Source organism: Nostoc foliaceum FACHB-393, assembly GCF_014698505.1.
In the GTDB taxonomy this organism is placed as follows: domain Bacteria; phylum Cyanobacteriota; class Cyanobacteriia; order Cyanobacteriales; family Nostocaceae; genus Nostoc; species Nostoc foliaceum_A.
This window is the reverse complement of sequence record NZ_JACJTD010000104.1, coordinates 1-15,490: the sequence shown is the minus strand read 5'-3', so window position 1 is coordinate 15,490 and position 15,490 is coordinate 1. Positions and strand designations below refer to the sequence as shown.

The window sequence follows — 15,490 nt, the reverse complement described above, 5'->3', positions numbered from 1 at the left end:
TTGTTTTGTTCTATGAGGATACTTTTGAATATAATCAAAAACCATAACTAATTGCGAAAAATAGTAGACACTTAGTTCACCATTTTATCATTTTTCTTTTCCTCAGTTAATATTTCGGACAAGTCTAATATTCAAGAAAAGCTGCCTGCTTCAGAATTCATGAAAAAGAACTTAGGTATTTCTGAAGCTCCTCTTGAAGCATACCTGAACTACGGATATGCACTGCTTGCTATTGCTGGAGCAGACGGAGAGGTTTCAGAAGCCGAATTTAACTGGTTACTAAATCATCAGCGTCTTGTTGGCGCTCCTGAAGAAGTAATAGAAAAATACAGAACATTTGAATACAAAAATGCTGACTTAGGAAATTTGCTGAGTAAGATTACAGTTGATGTTTCTACTTGGTCAAAATCAAGGTCATTGTTGTATCATGCAATTCAAATGGCTCGTGTTGATCATTACTCAGTTGAAGAGAAAGAAGCTGTAAAAAAAGCGGCTAAACTGTTAAAGGTTGAAGATGATATTGCACTTGCTATCGATAGATTGATAGAGACAGAAGAATCAGTAACTGCATTACGCAAAGCGCTACTACAGACTGAGGTTTTAGATTAATTGAGCAAAATCCCCAAATTTCTATCAGGTTGATAATCTAGGAGTTGACGCAAGTAATCATAGAAAAAGCCATAAAATGAACAGTAGTATTGTTCGTTTTATGGTTTATTTATCAACTATTAACACTAGTATTTTTGTATAAATATTGAGTTTACTAGAAAATAATTCAGCGTTCGCTACGCCCACCGCAGACATCGCTAGTTTTTTCTGACCTCACTAACATCGCATTACTCCTTTTTTGGCAAGTGCATCGTCTCAGATTAGCAAGGGCGCGTAGCTGCACCAACGCCAATAGAGGTATTGAAAAGGGCTGGTATATTTGGGGATTGTCCAGATTTTGAATTCCTTAGCGTCTGGAAATACATCTTTTTCTTTTGGTACGTCTCTAAATCCACTCAGCCACAGGTTTTTTTTTCTTTCCCGACACCTACCCTCGACATCCTTATTTTTTATTATCAAATGAAACCGGAATTCAATTTTTTTCAGCATTGGTATCCTCTAACACCCATAGAAGACTTAGATCCCAAGCAACCAACAGCAGTGACACTTTTGGGACTGCGTTTAGTCATCTGGAAACCCAAATCATCTGAAACTTTCCAAGTGTTTTTAGATCAATGCCCCCACCGCCTTGCTCCTTTAAGCGAGGGACGCATTGATAACGAAACAGGGAATTTAATGTGTAGTTATCATGGTTGGCAATTTGACAAGCAAGGAATTTGTACTGATATTCCCCAAGCAGAAAATCCCGAACTTGTAAGCAACAATCAAAAAAATCTGTGTGCTGTAGGACTACCAGTTCGTCAGCAACAAGATTTACTCTGGATTTGGTCAGATGCAAAATCAAGCGAACAAGCTGCTAATACATCCTTACCTTTATCACCGCAAGTAGACGCAACTAAGGGCTTTGTTTGGTCTTCTTTTGTACGGGATTTAGAGTATGACTGGCAAACCCTTGTGGAAAATGTGGCAGATCCGAGTCATGTTCCTTTTTCTCATCATGGCGTGCAGGGCGATCGCAAACAAGCAAGACCAATTGCGCTCAAAATTGTCCGATCAACACTCAATTTGATTGAAGTGACAACAGAAGGAGGTATTCAAAGAACAATCACTTTTGAACCACCTAGTCGCTTAGAGTATGCAATCAAGTTTGGAAACTCTGAAAAGCAGATTGGACTTGTAACTTACTGTATACCAGTATCTCCTAGTAAGTCTAGAATTGTCGCTCTTTTTACCCGTAACTTTGGCAAAACACTCCATCATCTCACACCCCGTTGGTGGGATCATATTAGTGATCGCAATCTGGTTATTGATGGCGATATGGTTCTTCTACAGCAGCAAGAGTATTTTCTCCAACAACAAAAATCTACCCAAAGCTGGAAAACTGCCTATCAGTTACCTACAAGTGCAGACCGTTTAGTAATTGAGTTTAGGAATTGGTTTGATCGCTATTGTCACGGACAACTACCTTGGAGTGAAGTTGGAATCAATGTTCCACCGATACGGAATCTCAATCACGATCGCCAACAAATGCTCGATCGCTACAATCAACACACCCAACATTGTCGTAGCTGTCAAGAAGCACTTTTGGTTGTGGAACGCTTGCAAGCAGTACTTTTAATCTACTTTGTTATTACTGTTTGCGCTGTTGCTCTCCTTCCCGATAGATTGCAACTGACTCTGGGTTTACCCTTAATTGCGATCGCACTACTAGGGCTAGGAGCTTATGCTTGGCTGAGATTCTGGCTTCGTCCAAGATTTCACTTTGTAGACTACATCCATGCACACAGATAGAAGCAACTTTCAGGCACTTTTACAGTAGTTACCTGCTCAAATTCAATAAATGAACTAACTGATACTCATAAGATGAATATACCAATTATCCTGGGCGAAGTCCTATTTTTAATAATCATTTTTTTGCTGTTTAACTGGCTAATTGGCATAATCTTCAATCAAGTCACTAAAGTTTCATGGCTTCAAGGGAAAACTGCAAATATCACTTTTCTGCGCCGAAGTATCAGCAAAATTTTAATTTTAATTTATGTGATTATGTGTGTGGCACTGGTTGCCGTGAATGGGATAGTAATTTATCGACGTGGAAACATTCAAGAATTTCAACTTAATCTAATTCATAATCTTCCTACCCAATTTTGGAGCAATATTTTGGCGGCAAGCTTGAAAAGCGTGAGTTTGCTATTGCTAGTTAAATTTAGCATCCCACCGTTAAAGCAGGGTATAGATTGGGTCTGCAATTACGCAAAGCAAGCCGATAAAATAAAAGCTAATGATGAGAGTATTGAGGGGTTTTTTAAACTTTTAAAAAGAATTATTATTCATACTATCTGGATATCTTCTTTGATCATCTGTGCAAGATTTATCTCCATTCCAGAAGTCGTTCCCAAATATATTTACATTGCTTTAAAAATATATATCATAATTACAATTGGGTTACTGATTATTAAAGCTGTTGCTACCATCGTTGATACTCTCGATGCACTGAGTCTTAAATACTCCAATTCTGACAATCTACTGCGTTTATACGAGCGTTTACGCCACTTAATTCCTCTCTTCAAAAAATCTTTGGAATACGTCCTCTATGTTGGTATAGTAAATCTTGTTGTTCCAGAAATAGAACCTATCGCTTGGATAAGTGCTTATACTCCTAGAATTGTGCAGATTATTGGGGTTTATTTTATTAGCAATGTTTTGATTGAAGTCATTTACTTTATCCTAGATGAGTTCTATTTAAAAACTACAGATTTAACGGGAGTACAGCAACAGAAACGCCTGACGCTAATTCCCTTAATACGGAGTTTTGCCAAATATTTCGTTTACTTTACAGCCGCAGTAACTATACTCAAGCTGATTGGCATTGATCCTGCACCTATCTTAGCGGGTGCAGGAATTGTGGGTATAGCAGTTGGTCTTGGGGCGCAAAACCTGATTAATGATGTTGTTTGTGGATTTTTGATTTTGTTTGAAAACTATTACTTGGTGGGTGATTATGTTGAAGTTGGGAAAGTCGAAGAGAGAAATATTGAAGGAATTGTAGAGGCGATTGAACTGCGAACCACTCACGTTCGCCATCCTGATGGTCAATTGCAGATTGTTCGTAATGGGGATATCGGATCAATTATTAACTACTCTAAGCAGTATATATACGCAAGGGTAGAAGTTAGTGTTTCATATAACTCAAATTTAGATCATGTGTATAGAGTAGTTGAAAAGTTAGGACAGCAATTAAAAGCAGATGAAGAGGATGTTCTAGAACCTACCCGCGTCGCTGGACTAGAACACTTTGGTGAAAATAATCTATTGCTGCTGACGCTGACAAAAGTCAAGCCGGGAAAACATCTTCATATTCAGCGTGTTCTCCGCAAGATATTGAAGGATACTTTTAGTCAAGAAGAAATTGAAATTTGCGGTTTTTCATAAAGACCGAAGCTATCAACCCGGCATTCGTGAGGTGGCTTTTGGGATTCCCATTGGAGTCGCCAAGGGAATTAAGGGCAATTACGATGCCCGTCGCGCTTATGGTTTGAGTTGTTCTCCACGGCAAGCTGCTGTGGCATGGAAACGAATTGATTACTTGTGGCATCTATTGTCCTGTCAGGAGGTGCATTATGGTTAACTTAATCAACTCATTGGAATGCTGCTGATGGGTCAAACAGGCGCACTGTTTTGGGTATACAGCTAATTAACGGCGCTTGATTCTACAGCATTGAATAGCAGTCTCCGACTTTAACCTTACCAGAGGACGCAGGAATTTGCATTTTTCCTCGGCCAAATGCCAAGCCTAAGTTTAACCCTCACCTCGCTTGGGTCACTGATTATGATTTGACGGGAGCGTAACACCAATTCGCTGCTTTTGGCAATTGTTTAAGAAGCGAATTGCCAGTACCCACCTTTGATATTATCGCTGATCAAACAGTGCCACTCATCGGGTTATCCTGTGGTATGCAAGAATGCTTTGTCTGTTGGGAATAATAAGTAAGAAAAACAGATCAATAATCTTTAAAGTTTATTTAAGCGGAGCTAGTAATTCACTTTATGCTTCATGGTATTTACGACATTCGCCTAAGCTTACTTTCTGTAGCTATTGCTATGCTAACGGCATACACCACACTTGATTTAGCAGGACAAGTCGTAGAATCTAAATCAAAAGAACGTTTTAAGTGGGTGGTTGGTGGAGCAGTTACGATGGGAACTGGCATTTGGGCTATGCACTTTATTGCCATGCTGGCATTAAGTTTGCCAATTCCGATTCATTATCATTGGTTAACAGTTGCTATATCGCTAGTGCCAGCAATTTTTGCCTCTGGGTTAGCCCTTGCTTTAGTTAGCTTACCAGAGATTAATATTTTGTCACTGTTAGGCGGTAGCCTACTAATGGGTATAGGAATCAGTGCCATGCACTACATCGGTATGGCTGCTGTTCGCTTACCAGCAAAGATATCTTATGACTTTAATATAGTTGTATTGTCGATTGCAATCGCTATAGTCATTTCCCTGATTGCACTTTGGGTTGGATTCAAACTCAGAGCTGATACTACCTTAAAAGGAAGGTGGCTCAGGTTTGGGAGTGCAATTATATTGGGTAGTGCCATACCCTCAATGCACTACACAGGCATGATGGCAACCCATTTTTCCAATCCCCAAGTCATCAATCTAGCCACAGTTGATACTAATAGATCAGTTTGGATGGCTGTAATTGTTGGTTTAATCACAGTACTGCTTTTGGGCTGGACGTTGCTCACCTCATTTTTTAATCAACAATTAAGTGTTCAACTAGTTAAAACAGCTGTTCTCAAGTCTAATCAAGAACTTTTACAACAAGCACTACAAAAACAAGCAGAGTTAGCAACCTTAGCTCAAACAAGAACTGAGGAATTAGAAGCAGCAATGTTAGCACTTCAGAAAGCTCAATTACAATTCATTCAAGCCGAAAAAATGTCCTCAATAGGGCAAATGGTTGCTGGAGTAGCGCATGAAATTAATAATCCTGTCAACTTTATTTACGGAAATTTATTTCATATAGAAGCTTATATACGAGATATTCTAGAATTGATTAACATTTATGAGAAATACTATCCAGAGCCTTTACAGACAATTCAATCTTTCAGAGAAACTATTGATTTACAATTTCTGACAAAGGATTTACCGAAAACGCTGGAATCTATGCAAGTAGGAGCTACAAGAATTAAGCAGATTGTCGACTCCTTACGTAACTTTTCACGCCTGGATGAAGCCGAATTTAAGACTGTAGATATTCATGAAGGGTTAGATTCTACACTACTCATCCTCAAAAATCGACTGATGAATACAGGGGGTAATACGCCGGAAGTTAGGGTAATTAAAGAATACGGAGATTTACCATTAGTAAATTGCTATCCGGGGCAATTAAATCAAGCGTTTTTTAATGTTTTTACGAATGCTATTGATGCGTTAGATAAAAAGTATATCAATAACATAAAAAGAAATTTTGATTCTGTACCAATAATTAGAATTACAACCAGTACTCATCAACAAAGCTGGATTAATATTCAAATTTTTGATAACGGTTTTGGAATTAGTGAAGAACTACAACGCAAAATTTATGATCCATTTTTTACAAGTAAGGCAGTTGGGAAAGGTGTGGGGTTAGGTTTATCGGTCAGCTATCAGATTATTGTAGAAAAACATGGAGGGAAGCTCAGTTGTATATCTGCTTTTGGTCAAGGAACTACTTTTCAAATTGAAATACCAATAGATGCTTCAGCCAATTTTAAGAAAGCCAGTTAAAAAACAGCTATCTTGTAATTGGTTAGTCCATTGCAGAACATTTTCTCCATCCTCAGTCTTCTGTCCATCTACAGCTAAAGCTTTACCACTACATTTGGCAATCAGGTAATAATCTGTTCCTGCGGTAGGGTAATAGTATTGTGTTTGTCCAGTTATGGCAGTGGAGTTCGACCCCACTAAACCAGACTTGAGCAGGGCGATACCTTCTCCTGTCGCAGACGCTTCACGAACGGCACACTTCTCTTTCAGAGACGCTCCGCGAACGTGAACGCCAAAACCCATCATCACAACTTTAATATGGCTGTAGAATAATCCAACTAACACTGCAAGAAGTAGTGCAGTTAGGATTCATAGATTTTCCGCGCCACCCCGACTATCTCCACGCCTCTCCCATGTGCGCCAACGTAAGCCTTGCCCACACTGCAAAAGCTGGTAAGGGTATTGAAACGGCTGATGATCTGAGTGCACCGAACCGACAGGTCGGCGCTGCGCTATCGCAGTGGCTGAAGCCATCCGACAGTTACAGCCAAGGGTGTTTACGCTCGAAAATGTGCCACGCTATCAGAACAGTCAGAGTTTTGCCATCATCCTGAATACTTTGGAGCAAGAGGGGTACTCAGTCGATTACAGCGTGGTCAACATGGCTGACTTTGGGTTGCCCCAGGCGCGGCGGCGGTTAGTCCTGATTGCAAGCAAGGGTTTTCACGTTGCCCTACCTTCGGGAGCTAAATCTTGTGGTTGGTACGAAGCGATCGCGCATCTCATCCCCACGATGCCTGATTCACAGCTTCTACCTAAACAGCAACAAGCTTTAGAAAAATTTTTAGCCGGGAATGCGCCAACACCACTTTTGATTGAACGGGTTGGAGGACGCAAGTTACCTAAGTACAAGCCAGGGTCGCACCCCGCTAATACCATTCTGCGATGGCGCGAGCGCCCGCCGGAGGCGATCGCACAATGGTGCCATGTCATTTCATTTTATTCTTCTCTAAATTTCAACATTGACCAAAAGTTTGTCACTTTTAAATAGCTGACCAGTTTTAATTAAAAATTAAAGATTAAAAACTGAAAGAAATAATAATTTGTAATTAATTAATTTTGGGTACAAGCCCCCACCCTGCGGGAATTAAAAATGTAAAATTAAGATTTGCTTCTTCAATTTTTAATTAATAATTTTTAATTTTTAATTTCGAGAAGCGACTTGACCGCTCAGGATAATCAAACCTTGAGTTTCTAAATAGTGAAGCACTTGGTTAATACATTGTTCAACAGTAAATCGATCGGTTTGACAGATAATCTCTGGATTTATTGGTTCTTCGTAGGGGTCGGAGATCCCAGTAAAATGTTGAATTTGTCCGGCTCTAGCTAATGCATAAAGTCTTTTAACATCACGGGATTCACAAACGGCTATAGGAGCATGAATGTAAATTTCGATAAAGTTGGTAGAAGTCTTTTTGAGTTCCTCTCGAACTTGACGATAGGGACTGATAGCGGCAACGATCGCTACTATTCCATTGCGACTGAGTAAGTTGGCCACAAAACCAATGCGCCGAACATTGATATCTCTGTCTTGTCTACTAAATCCAAGTCCCTGAGATAAATGGGTGCGAACGACATCACCATCAAGTAATTCTACTTGGTAATTGCGCGATCGCAATTCTTGGGCAACAGATAAGGCGATCGTTGTTTTACCTACCCCACTTAACCCTGTCAGCCAAAGAATTAGACCTTGATGATGCATAATTTGCTTTGTTTATAAGAGCGAAAAGTGCGATGTCTACGACGGGCTACGCCTACGCACTTGATATCATTCGTAAATTGCTATGACTTTTTAAGGTTATGACGCTTGTACAAAAGATGCAAGCCAATGCATCAAAGGTGCTCTTGGATGCATTGACATTGCTTGTTTGATGCAACTAAAGTCGGCGTTGCATGAACCGAGATGATTAAAGGGTGACGAAATCAGCAGCAGTCAGCGTCGTAGTATTAATACCAGTCAGCGTTGCCAAAATTTCATTCGTGGAAGTCACTTTGATATTGCTAGCTGAGAAACTCAGTTGCCCAAAGCTTAAACCACCATACAGTCCAATCAAATCATTACCGTCAGAGAAATCAGTAATGGTATCAGTCCCTTCTCCAGCAGCAAAGGCAAATGTATCATTACCACTGTTACCAGTAAGGGTATCGCTGCTAAGACCACCATAGAGGAGATCGTTGCCATTACCACCGTAAAGGCGATCACTACCGCCACCACCGTAAAGGGTATCATCGCCATTACCACCGTTGAGGGTATCATTACCCGCGCCGCCATCCATCAGCCCATCGCCATACAAGACATCGTTACCATTCTCACCAAACAGGCTATCGTCACCTGCTCCGCCTTTGATGGTATCGTTGCCATTACCACCGTTGATGATGTCGTTACCAAGGGTGCCAATCAGGGAATCAGCAAAAACAGTGCCTAAAATGTTACCACCAACAGCCACAGTCACCGTAGCAGTATCAGTCAGGCTACCATCGCTGAGGGTGTAGTTAAAGCTGGCATTACCAGTGAACAGAAGATTTGGTGTAAAGGAAACGAAATCATCTGCGGTGTTGTTGGCTGTGCCGTTATTGTTCAGGACGGCAGTACCGTTGGTGGCACCGCTAACACCAGTGATACTGAGTCCGGTGCTATCAACATCGCTATCATTTGCCAGTAGGCTACTAACTGCGATGTTGACAGTAGTACCAAAGAATGTGGAAGCACTGTCATCAACAGCAACAGGAGCATCGTTAACGGGGGTGACAGAGAAACTGCGGGTTTGTCCAGTTAAGGTTGCTGTGCCATCAGTCACATCGTAAGTCAGATTAACTGCACCATTAAAGTTGGCAGTTGGGGTGAATGTATAAGTCCCATTATTGTTATTTACCAATGCACCATTAGTGGCAGTCAAGTTGGCAACAGAAAGAGTATCACTCGCATCGACATCCGTAAAACCTGTTAATAAGTCAGCCGCAGTAATATTAATGGCTGTATCTTCTGGTGTGTTGCTTAACGTCGCAGTGGTTGAACCTGTTGGGGCATCGTTGACACCAGTAATGGTAATGGTGATATCCTGGCTGGCAGAACCGTCGAAGGACTCAACGGTAAAGGTATCAGTCTTGGTGACACCTGCACCCAGGTATTGCACTGCACTGTTGGCAACTGTGTAGCTGTAGGCTCCGGCTTGTGTGATGCTCAGGCTCCCCAGGTTGCCTGTAGCGGTGGTGACGTTGGTGTTGAAGATATTCTCGCCTGTATCCACATCGCTGACGGTGAGATTGCCTGTGGCTGTGAGGTCGCCATTGACGACGTTGGTATCTTCGGTGACGGCGGCTGTGGCTGTGCCTGTAATGGTGGCCGCATCGTTGACACCGTTGATGGTGAGGTTCGCCGTGACGGTGCTAGTGAAGTTACCATCGCTAATAGTGTAAGTAAAGCTGTCGTTGGCAGTAGCTCCCGCAGCTAAAGATTCAAATTGACCGTTAGGATTGTAGTTATAACTTCCGTCACTATTGAGCGTTAATAGCGCACCTGAGAGTAAAGTAATTTGATTACCCACATTAGCAGCATTGCCGTTGACCGCGCTAACAGTGAGAACAACATCTGTATCGGGGTCGGTATCGTTGGTTAGAACATTAGCGTTAAAAACATTATCTTCATTAGTGGTTGCGCCGTAGTTAATCTGTACGATACCGCCCGATACATCGGGGTTCTGTGGAGCGGTATTACCGGCGATAATGGTGTTTTGAGCAGTAGTAGTTCCAAAAAAGACGGCTAATCCTCCACCAGAACTGCCTGCGGTATTATTAGTAATAATGCTACTAGTAAAAGTAACTACTCCCCCTTCAATTACACCACCCCCAGTTATGCCCGCTGTATTTCCAGAGATGGTACTGTTGGTGACAGTGAGTGTACCTTGACTGGCAATGCCGCCACCAAAAAACGTTGACGTATTGCCAGAGATAGTACTGTTTATAACGTTAGCAGTGCCGCCCTGATTGGCAATGCCGCCCCCGCCAAAACCACCGCCTGAATTGTTATTAGAGACGGTACTATCGGTTAAAACCAAACTAGCACTAGGATTGATACGAATGCCACCACCGTCAACACCATTGCCATTAGCAATTGTCAAAGCATCAATTGTGGCATCTGTTCCGGAATTAAAAATGTTGAACACGCGGGAGGCATTGTTGCCGCTCACTGTCAGTTGATTTTCCCCAGTTCCCTCAATGGTGACATCATCAGTAATAACTAATTCCCCAGAAGTGAGAGTAATGGTATCAGGGGTGGCATCGGTGAACACACTACCAGTAAAGGTAATTGTATCTGCACCTGCCGAGGCGTTAGCATTGAGAATCGCTTGCCGCAATGAACCCTCACCGGAATCGTTGGTGTTGGTGACGATGAAATTATCTGGCATAATTTTTTCCTATTGTGTGAATTGAATGAGTAGAAACTTTCACCCCGAAAAAAGGGTAATCATGATTTAACCGTTGTGTCTGTTGTTTGGGCGACAATCAAATTCGCCAAACTATTGCTAGGATTTGTCCAAAAAGACAACTGATTAAATTGGGTAAATAAATCCGGTGGCAAAATGGTTTGCCTCTCTTGCAACTCGACTTTGGAACGAACTGTGTGCAGTCCTTTCAGGTTGAGTCGGTTGTCAAATTCCGGTGCGTCATATTGGACATTTTCAAAGTCATGGTCGAATGCTTCTTCTTCTAAAAATTGGTAAATTACAGCACTTCCAGCAGCTATGAGGTACATCCTAAAAGCTGAAAGCGATGATAGGAGAGGGGCAAGGAGAAAACTATATTGCATAATAGCCGGAAGCGCTGTAAATGCAAGATTTTATCCGGCTTTTGCGCTAATAAATCGTAATCGACTAACAATAACCGCGAGCTATATTCGCTATAAAAAGCTTCCTTAAGGGCGTTATAAGCAAACCCCACTAACCGCCCCCCTTGACCATTTAATGAAATTCACGCATTAAAAATTCAAAAAGTTAATGCCCGTTTTTGCTCTGGGGTGATAAAGACTGAATATTCATTCTCTTCACTCATGGCTTTGAGCATTCAATTTACCAGACTACCCACAGGGCTAGACATACTGGTATGAAATCGAGGATTTTGCCGCAGTAACGCTCCGAGTAAGGTGGAACCGGAACGGGGTAAGCCGGAGATAAAGTGGATTTTGGCAGTCATAACGATTAACCGACTTTTATTTGTTGCCTTGACATAGAAGCAAATGCCACTTGTGTGTTTTGCTTGCATAAGCCAGGCAGTTATTAACATTTTGCTTGGGTGAAATGGATTATATAGCGATCACCTTAATTGCCGCATCGAACAAAGATCCAAGTTTTGACTAGGATCTTTGTCCTATATAATTAATACTTATGGTGTTATCTCCTGGTAGTTGGTTAGCTTGGAGGATCGCATAGTTGACAGTGCCTACCGTGTCTCCGTTTCCGTTCTCAGTGGTTTGAGTGACTTGATACAGTGCCATTCGATTTAACCCCAAGTTTGTTTAACAATTTGGCAACAGCAACAAAAACAGTTGTCATGAAGAGGTTGCCAAAAGCACATACCTTTTCATGACCCCTAATTAGGTTTATTCAAATACTGACTTTTAATTTCTGGGCTGCCGAGGGCAACTATTATCAGTATGGCTAGTAGTTCGCTTTCGTGACTTAGCTCTTTTAAGGGCAAAGGGACTCATGTTTTAAATCCCTTACTCTTTAACCTTTCCACTTTTCCCAACCCTCACCCAACAATTTTGGGTTGGCAGACTACTAGATTTAAGGATACGTAGGACTATACATTTAATACATTTAAAATGCAAGGACAGTTAAGACAGTTAAGACATTTAAGTAAACATTTAATAGATGCTTAATAATTGGTTTTTTAGACTCTTGAATTTTTTGAGTTGTCCTGGACGTACCTTTAACTCAAGACCAAGTGGCACGCTTGTAAAGGGAAAATCGTTGAGGCAGCTCTTGTGCAATGTTTCGACTACGCTCAACAACCGGAGCCCAGGAGCAGGGGAGAAAGAAGAAGGAAGAAGCATACGGACAGAAAACTTGAGGCATACGGAAAGAAGCAAGAGAAATTCTCCTCTGCCCTTCTGCAATTCTTACGCCGCCTAACGTTCAGCTTAACAAGCGTGACATTCCCCTACAAACCAGCAGTGGTAAAAGTGCAGCAGCGCAAACCATCGTCCTGACAACGGAACAACCTACAAATGGAACCTTGGGTACTCACAATGAGAGTACCCTTCCACCAGTCAAATCTACTACCGAACATCTGACGATTCCTGAACTGCTTGGTGGGGTTAAGAGCTACGACTATCTTCCTCCAGCTGGAAGAACGTTGAGGCGATAAGCGAAGCTTAAGCCTTCGGCTATCGCAGATGTAATGATCGGAACTCTAGTGCAAGTCTACAATCTCATCTCCTGGCAGTGACAACCCGAAACAGTGAAGGACTACTCTTAACCAGGGGAGTTTCTGGTGGTGCGCTGTGGGGAGTGTAGTGGTAGAGAGTAGGCAAGGAGAAGGCTGCAATCAAGCTCTAATACGCAGTACTAAAAGTTATGGAGATTTATATACTCACCACGCAGTTTATCAAGTTTCGGTTACTTCTGGGTAGCAGTTGGCTTGCGAACGGTCGCAGCAGTTATACGATCAACCAATCCTGGCATAATTAGCTTTGCCCAAGGGAGTACTTTACCTTTCAACGTCATGATGTGTTCTCTTTTTCGCCGCTCCATCGCCCAGATAATTTGATGTACACACTCATCTACTGACATATTGCCTTGCGTTTCATCACGCGGACTTTTGCCTAATGGTTTTCCATCTGCTCCCAACGCTCGTTGCCGAATATCTGTGGCGACAAACCCTGGTGAAACAACCAATACATCTACTCCTGTTGAGCGGAATTCTAACCGTAATGTATCAAAGAAGCCTTGCATGGCGTGTTTACTCGCAACGTAACCTGTACGAGTTGGTACACCTGTTTTGCCACAAATTGAAGAAATCGCCACTAATAGTCCTTGACTAGTTTTTAGGTAGGGTAGGGCATAATGAGTACAATAGACCGCACCTAAATAGTTGACCTGCATTACCCGCTCAAAAATGGACAAATCTGTCACTTCATCAAAGCACGTCAGCATTCCAATTCCGGCATTGTTGATCAAAATATCAATCTGCCCAAACACGCCAATCGCTCTCTCTATCAACTGCTGGCAAGCAACGGCATGAGTTACGTCTGTAGGTACTGCAATCACCTTCTGTGTATGCTTTGTACAAGCAGTCAGTGTCTGTTCTAATCCTTCTTGATTACGAGCCGCTAGGACTAAATTTGCATCTTGTTGGGCTAACGAGATTGCCAGCTTTCGCCCAATCCCTGCTGATGCACCTGTGAGAACAATGGTTTTATTAGCAAAGCTCATAATCAATGTTTTCAGTCGAAACATTGCTCATTGTAGAGCTTTATATTACCAGTCAGTTTGCTTTTTTCTTTACAACTAGGCGAGGATTTGGGAGATTGGTCGGAGCTTGGAGTGCTGGGGGTTGTTTCGGGGTTACAGCAGGAATTTTCTCAAAGGCGGCGGCCGGGGTTGGTGGCGGCAATGTCAGGCTGAGGGTGGAGTGTCTTGTAGGGGCGAGGGGTGGACGGTGGGGTTTAATAACTAAATAATCTTCCTCTTAAAAGGCTAATACTTAAGGTAATTTACAAGCTTGCTTAGAGCAACAAACAGATACTTAAATATAATTTGAGCTAAATATTTACTTACTGTTTTGTAGTCTATTGGAGCAGTGATGAATCCATTTGTCTCAAAGAGCATTTTCATGTTGGGGATAGTCTTCTGGCTGCTGACTAGAATTCCTTACCAACAAATACAAAAACAGAACATAATTGTTGATGAACGAAAAACCCTCCAGGAAAAGATAGTCCGCCTTCTCCTATTGATTGGGATACTGTTTCTTCCTTTGATTCATATTCTATCTCCTTGGTTAAATTTTGCTAACTACCATTTACCAATTTGGGCAAATGGATTAGGCGCTGCTATTCTTGCGCTTTCCCTTTGGTTGTTTTGGCGCAGTCATCATGATTTGGGTCAAAATTGGTCATCAACACTGCAAATCCGAGCCGGACACACTCTCTCCACCAGTGGTGTGTATCAAAACATTCGTCATCCTATGTACACCTCTGTTCTGCTACTGTCCATTGCACAAGCACTCTTGCTCGCCAACTTGATTGCAGGTCTATCAGGATTCATTGGCTTTAGTATTGCCTATGCAACACGAATTGGACAGGAGGAACGGATGCTACTTGATACCTTTGGCGATGAGTATGAAGTTTACAGGCAATGCACAAAACGATTAATTCCTTACCTATTCTAATTTGTCCACTTCATATACCCTCTGAGTCACAGTTGAGGCTCAAGCCGACCCTTTATCAAACAACCTTTAAGGATAAAAGCGCAGCCTACGTTGCCAAGTCTACTGAATCTTTGCCATTGCTTAAATCCCTGTACTAGGAGTTTTAATGGTGATGAAACCTTATGCTTCTTATAGCTATGTGTTAACTGCTGCCAAAATAACTCAATTTGCGGCGTTGCTGAATCACAATATGAATTATGCGGTCGCCATAACCGGACGCAGGATGATTTTTTACGCTCAATTAGGGTGTCAAAATAGCGATTATCCCACAGATCCCAACTTATATTCTATACATTAGTTCAGAGAAAACTCTATTGTTGAATCGTGTCGAAGCCCATACCGATGGATCTATTTCTTACTCTTGAGACTCTATTTTTTGGATAAACTTGTGAATTGCTTGTAAATATGAGTTACTTCCAGGTTGATAAATTTGGACATGTTTTCCTTTTGGAATTAATAAAAGTTGTTTGGGTTGAGAGGCAGCATCATATAACTGCTGACTCATGTAGAATGGAACAATGCTGTCATCAGTTCCATGAATAAATAAAACAGGAAGACCTAGAGAACGAACTTTAGAAAGAGAATCAAACTTTTGTGTTAGCAACAAATCGATGGGAAACATCCGTAACCAATCTCT

The 15,490-nt window shown here is 41.7% G+C and carries 17 protein-coding genes; 9 read left to right on the top strand and 8 right to left on the bottom strand.

Going from position 1 to position 15,490, the window contains the following annotated elements; all coding sequences use genetic code 11:
- The first annotated feature begins 159 nt into the window (after nt 1-159).
- The 5 genes from H6G92_RS35995 to H6G92_RS35975 all read left to right on the top strand — a co-directional run bounded on the left by H6G92_RS35995 (nt 160) and on the right by H6G92_RS35975 (nt 6,387).
- Nucleotides 160-609 carry a hypothetical protein gene (locus H6G92_RS35995; RefSeq protein WP_190901326.1) on the top strand — a complete coding sequence of 150 codons (450 nt, stop codon included), beginning with the start codon at nt 160-162 and terminating at the stop codon, nt 607-609.
- 459 nt (nt 610-1,068) lie between these two features.
- Entirely contained in the window at nt 1,069-2,400 is a 1,332-nt protein-coding gene (locus H6G92_RS35990; protein ID WP_190901324.1) for an aromatic ring-hydroxylating dioxygenase subunit alpha, read from the top strand.
- Between the two features lie 72 nt (nt 2,401-2,472).
- Complete coding sequence (locus H6G92_RS35985; RefSeq protein WP_190901322.1) at nt 2,473-4,041, top strand: mechanosensitive ion channel family protein; 1,569 nt, start codon at nt 2,473-2,475, stop codon at nt 4,039-4,041.
- Nucleotides 4,019-4,237: a hypothetical protein gene (locus H6G92_RS35980; RefSeq protein WP_242059466.1), complete on the top strand. Its 219-nt coding sequence runs from the start codon at nt 4,019-4,021 to the stop codon at nt 4,235-4,237. The genes H6G92_RS35985 and H6G92_RS35980 overlap by 23 nt, the downstream gene beginning before the upstream one ends.
- A gap of 419 nt (nt 4,238-4,656) precedes the next feature.
- Nucleotides 4,657-6,387 (top strand): MHYT domain-containing protein, encoded by a 1,731-nt coding sequence (locus tag H6G92_RS35975; protein ID WP_190901320.1) that lies wholly within the window; start codon nt 4,657-4,659, stop codon nt 6,385-6,387.
- Here the strand turns inward: H6G92_RS35975 and H6G92_RS40015 are convergent.
- The gene (locus H6G92_RS40015) at nt 6,361-6,711 is read right to left on the bottom strand and encodes an RICIN domain-containing protein (protein ID WP_242059465.1); all 351 of its coding nucleotides are present in this window, start codon (nt 6,709-6,711) and stop codon (nt 6,361-6,363) included. The two genes, H6G92_RS35975 and H6G92_RS40015, sit on opposite strands and share 27 nt — an antisense overlap.
- A gap of 175 nt (nt 6,712-6,886) precedes the next feature.
- Here H6G92_RS40015 and H6G92_RS40010 point away from each other — a divergent pair, with 175 nt between their 5' ends.
- Nucleotides 6,887-7,417 carry a DNA cytosine methyltransferase gene (locus H6G92_RS40010; RefSeq protein ID WP_313890054.1) on the top strand — a complete coding sequence of 177 codons (531 nt, stop codon included), beginning with the start codon at nt 6,887-6,889 and terminating at the stop codon, nt 7,415-7,417.
- A gap of 153 nt (nt 7,418-7,570) precedes the next feature.
- On the opposite strand, the gene cysC is transcribed toward H6G92_RS40010, so the two are convergent.
- From cysC to H6G92_RS35940, 6 genes are all read right to left on the bottom strand, one after another.
- Nucleotides 7,571-8,128, bottom strand: a complete 558-nt coding sequence (gene cysC / locus H6G92_RS35960) for an adenylyl-sulfate kinase (RefSeq protein WP_190901316.1) — start codon at nt 8,126-8,128, stop codon at nt 7,571-7,573.
- A 205-nt stretch (nt 8,129-8,333) separates the two neighbouring features.
- Nucleotides 8,334-10,832, bottom strand: a complete 2,499-nt coding sequence (locus tag H6G92_RS35955) for a beta strand repeat-containing protein (RefSeq protein WP_190901314.1) — start codon at nt 10,830-10,832, stop codon at nt 8,334-8,336.
- 59 nt (nt 10,833-10,891) lie between these two features.
- Nucleotides 10,892-11,179, bottom strand: a complete 288-nt coding sequence (locus H6G92_RS39040; protein WP_199345118.1) for a hypothetical protein — start codon at nt 11,177-11,179, stop codon at nt 10,892-10,894.
- Nucleotides 11,180-11,487: 308 nt separating this feature from the next.
- The gene (locus H6G92_RS39035) at nt 11,488-11,685 is read right to left on the bottom strand and encodes a hypothetical protein (RefSeq protein WP_199345117.1); all 198 of its coding nucleotides are present in this window, start codon (nt 11,683-11,685) and stop codon (nt 11,488-11,490) included.
- 91 nt (nt 11,686-11,776) lie between these two features.
- Nucleotides 11,777-11,917, bottom strand: a complete 141-nt coding sequence (locus H6G92_RS35945; protein ID WP_190901312.1) for a hypothetical protein — start codon at nt 11,915-11,917, stop codon at nt 11,777-11,779.
- 1,126 nt (nt 11,918-13,043) lie between these two features.
- Nucleotides 13,044-13,883: an SDR family oxidoreductase gene (locus tag H6G92_RS35940; RefSeq protein ID WP_242059464.1), complete on the bottom strand. Its 840-nt coding sequence runs from the start codon at nt 13,881-13,883 to the stop codon at nt 13,044-13,046.
- 33 nt (nt 13,884-13,916) lie between these two features.
- Here H6G92_RS35940 and H6G92_RS40660 point away from each other — a divergent pair, with 33 nt between their 5' ends.
- The 3 genes from H6G92_RS40660 (at nt 13,917) to H6G92_RS35930 (ending at nt 15,151) form a co-directional block, all read left to right on the top strand.
- The gene (locus H6G92_RS40660) at nt 13,917-14,051 is read left to right on the top strand and encodes a hypothetical protein (RefSeq protein ID WP_277926917.1); all 135 of its coding nucleotides are present in this window, start codon (nt 13,917-13,919) and stop codon (nt 14,049-14,051) included.
- 178 nt (nt 14,052-14,229) lie between these two features.
- Nucleotides 14,230-14,814, top strand: a complete 585-nt coding sequence (locus H6G92_RS35935) for a protein-S-isoprenylcysteine O-methyltransferase (protein ID WP_190901310.1) — start codon at nt 14,230-14,232, stop codon at nt 14,812-14,814.
- A 145-nt stretch (nt 14,815-14,959) separates the two neighbouring features.
- Entirely contained in the window at nt 14,960-15,151 is a 192-nt protein-coding gene (locus H6G92_RS35930) for a hypothetical protein (RefSeq protein WP_163935093.1), read from the top strand.
- A gap of 57 nt (nt 15,152-15,208) precedes the next feature.
- On the opposite strand, the gene H6G92_RS35925 is transcribed toward H6G92_RS35930, so the two are convergent.
- Nucleotides 15,209-15,490 (bottom strand): alpha/beta hydrolase (locus H6G92_RS35925; RefSeq protein WP_206758856.1); only part of this gene is annotated, 282 nt, incomplete at its 5' end.

Excerpts from the sequence above, each read along its gene's own strand:
- H6G92_RS39040 (WP_199345118.1), bottom strand. The coding sequence starts at position 11,179 with ATGTACCTCATAGCTGCTGGAAGTGCTGTAATTTACCAATTTTTAGAA.
- H6G92_RS35930 (WP_163935093.1), top strand. The coding sequence starts at position 14,960 with ATGGTGATGAAACCTTATGCTTCTTATAGCTATGTGTTAACTGCTGCC.
- H6G92_RS35945 (WP_190901312.1), bottom strand. The coding sequence starts at position 11,917 with ATGGCACTGTATCAAGTCACTCAAACCACTGAGAACGGAAACGGAGAC.
- H6G92_RS35975 (WP_190901320.1), top strand. The coding sequence starts at position 4,657 with ATGCTTCATGGTATTTACGACATTCGCCTAAGCTTACTTTCTGTAGCT.
- H6G92_RS35940 (WP_242059464.1), bottom strand. The coding sequence starts at position 13,883 with ATGTTTCGACTGAAAACATTGATTATGAGCTTTGCTAATAAAACCATT.
- cysC (WP_190901316.1), bottom strand. The coding sequence starts at position 8,128 with ATGCATCATCAAGGTCTAATTCTTTGGCTGACAGGGTTAAGTGGGGTA.
- H6G92_RS35955 (WP_190901314.1), bottom strand. The coding sequence starts at position 10,832 with ATGCCAGATAATTTCATCGTCACCAACACCAACGATTCCGGTGAGGGT.
- H6G92_RS35990 (WP_190901324.1), top strand. The coding sequence starts at position 1,069 with ATGAAACCGGAATTCAATTTTTTTCAGCATTGGTATCCTCTAACACCC.
- H6G92_RS39035 (WP_199345117.1), bottom strand. The coding sequence starts at position 11,685 with ATGCAAGCAAAACACACAAGTGGCATTTGCTTCTATGTCAAGGCAACA.
- H6G92_RS35995 (WP_190901326.1), top strand. The coding sequence starts at position 160 with ATGAAAAAGAACTTAGGTATTTCTGAAGCTCCTCTTGAAGCATACCTG.
- H6G92_RS35935 (WP_190901310.1), top strand. The coding sequence starts at position 14,230 with ATGAATCCATTTGTCTCAAAGAGCATTTTCATGTTGGGGATAGTCTTC.
- H6G92_RS35985 (WP_190901322.1), top strand. The coding sequence starts at position 2,473 with ATGAATATACCAATTATCCTGGGCGAAGTCCTATTTTTAATAATCATT.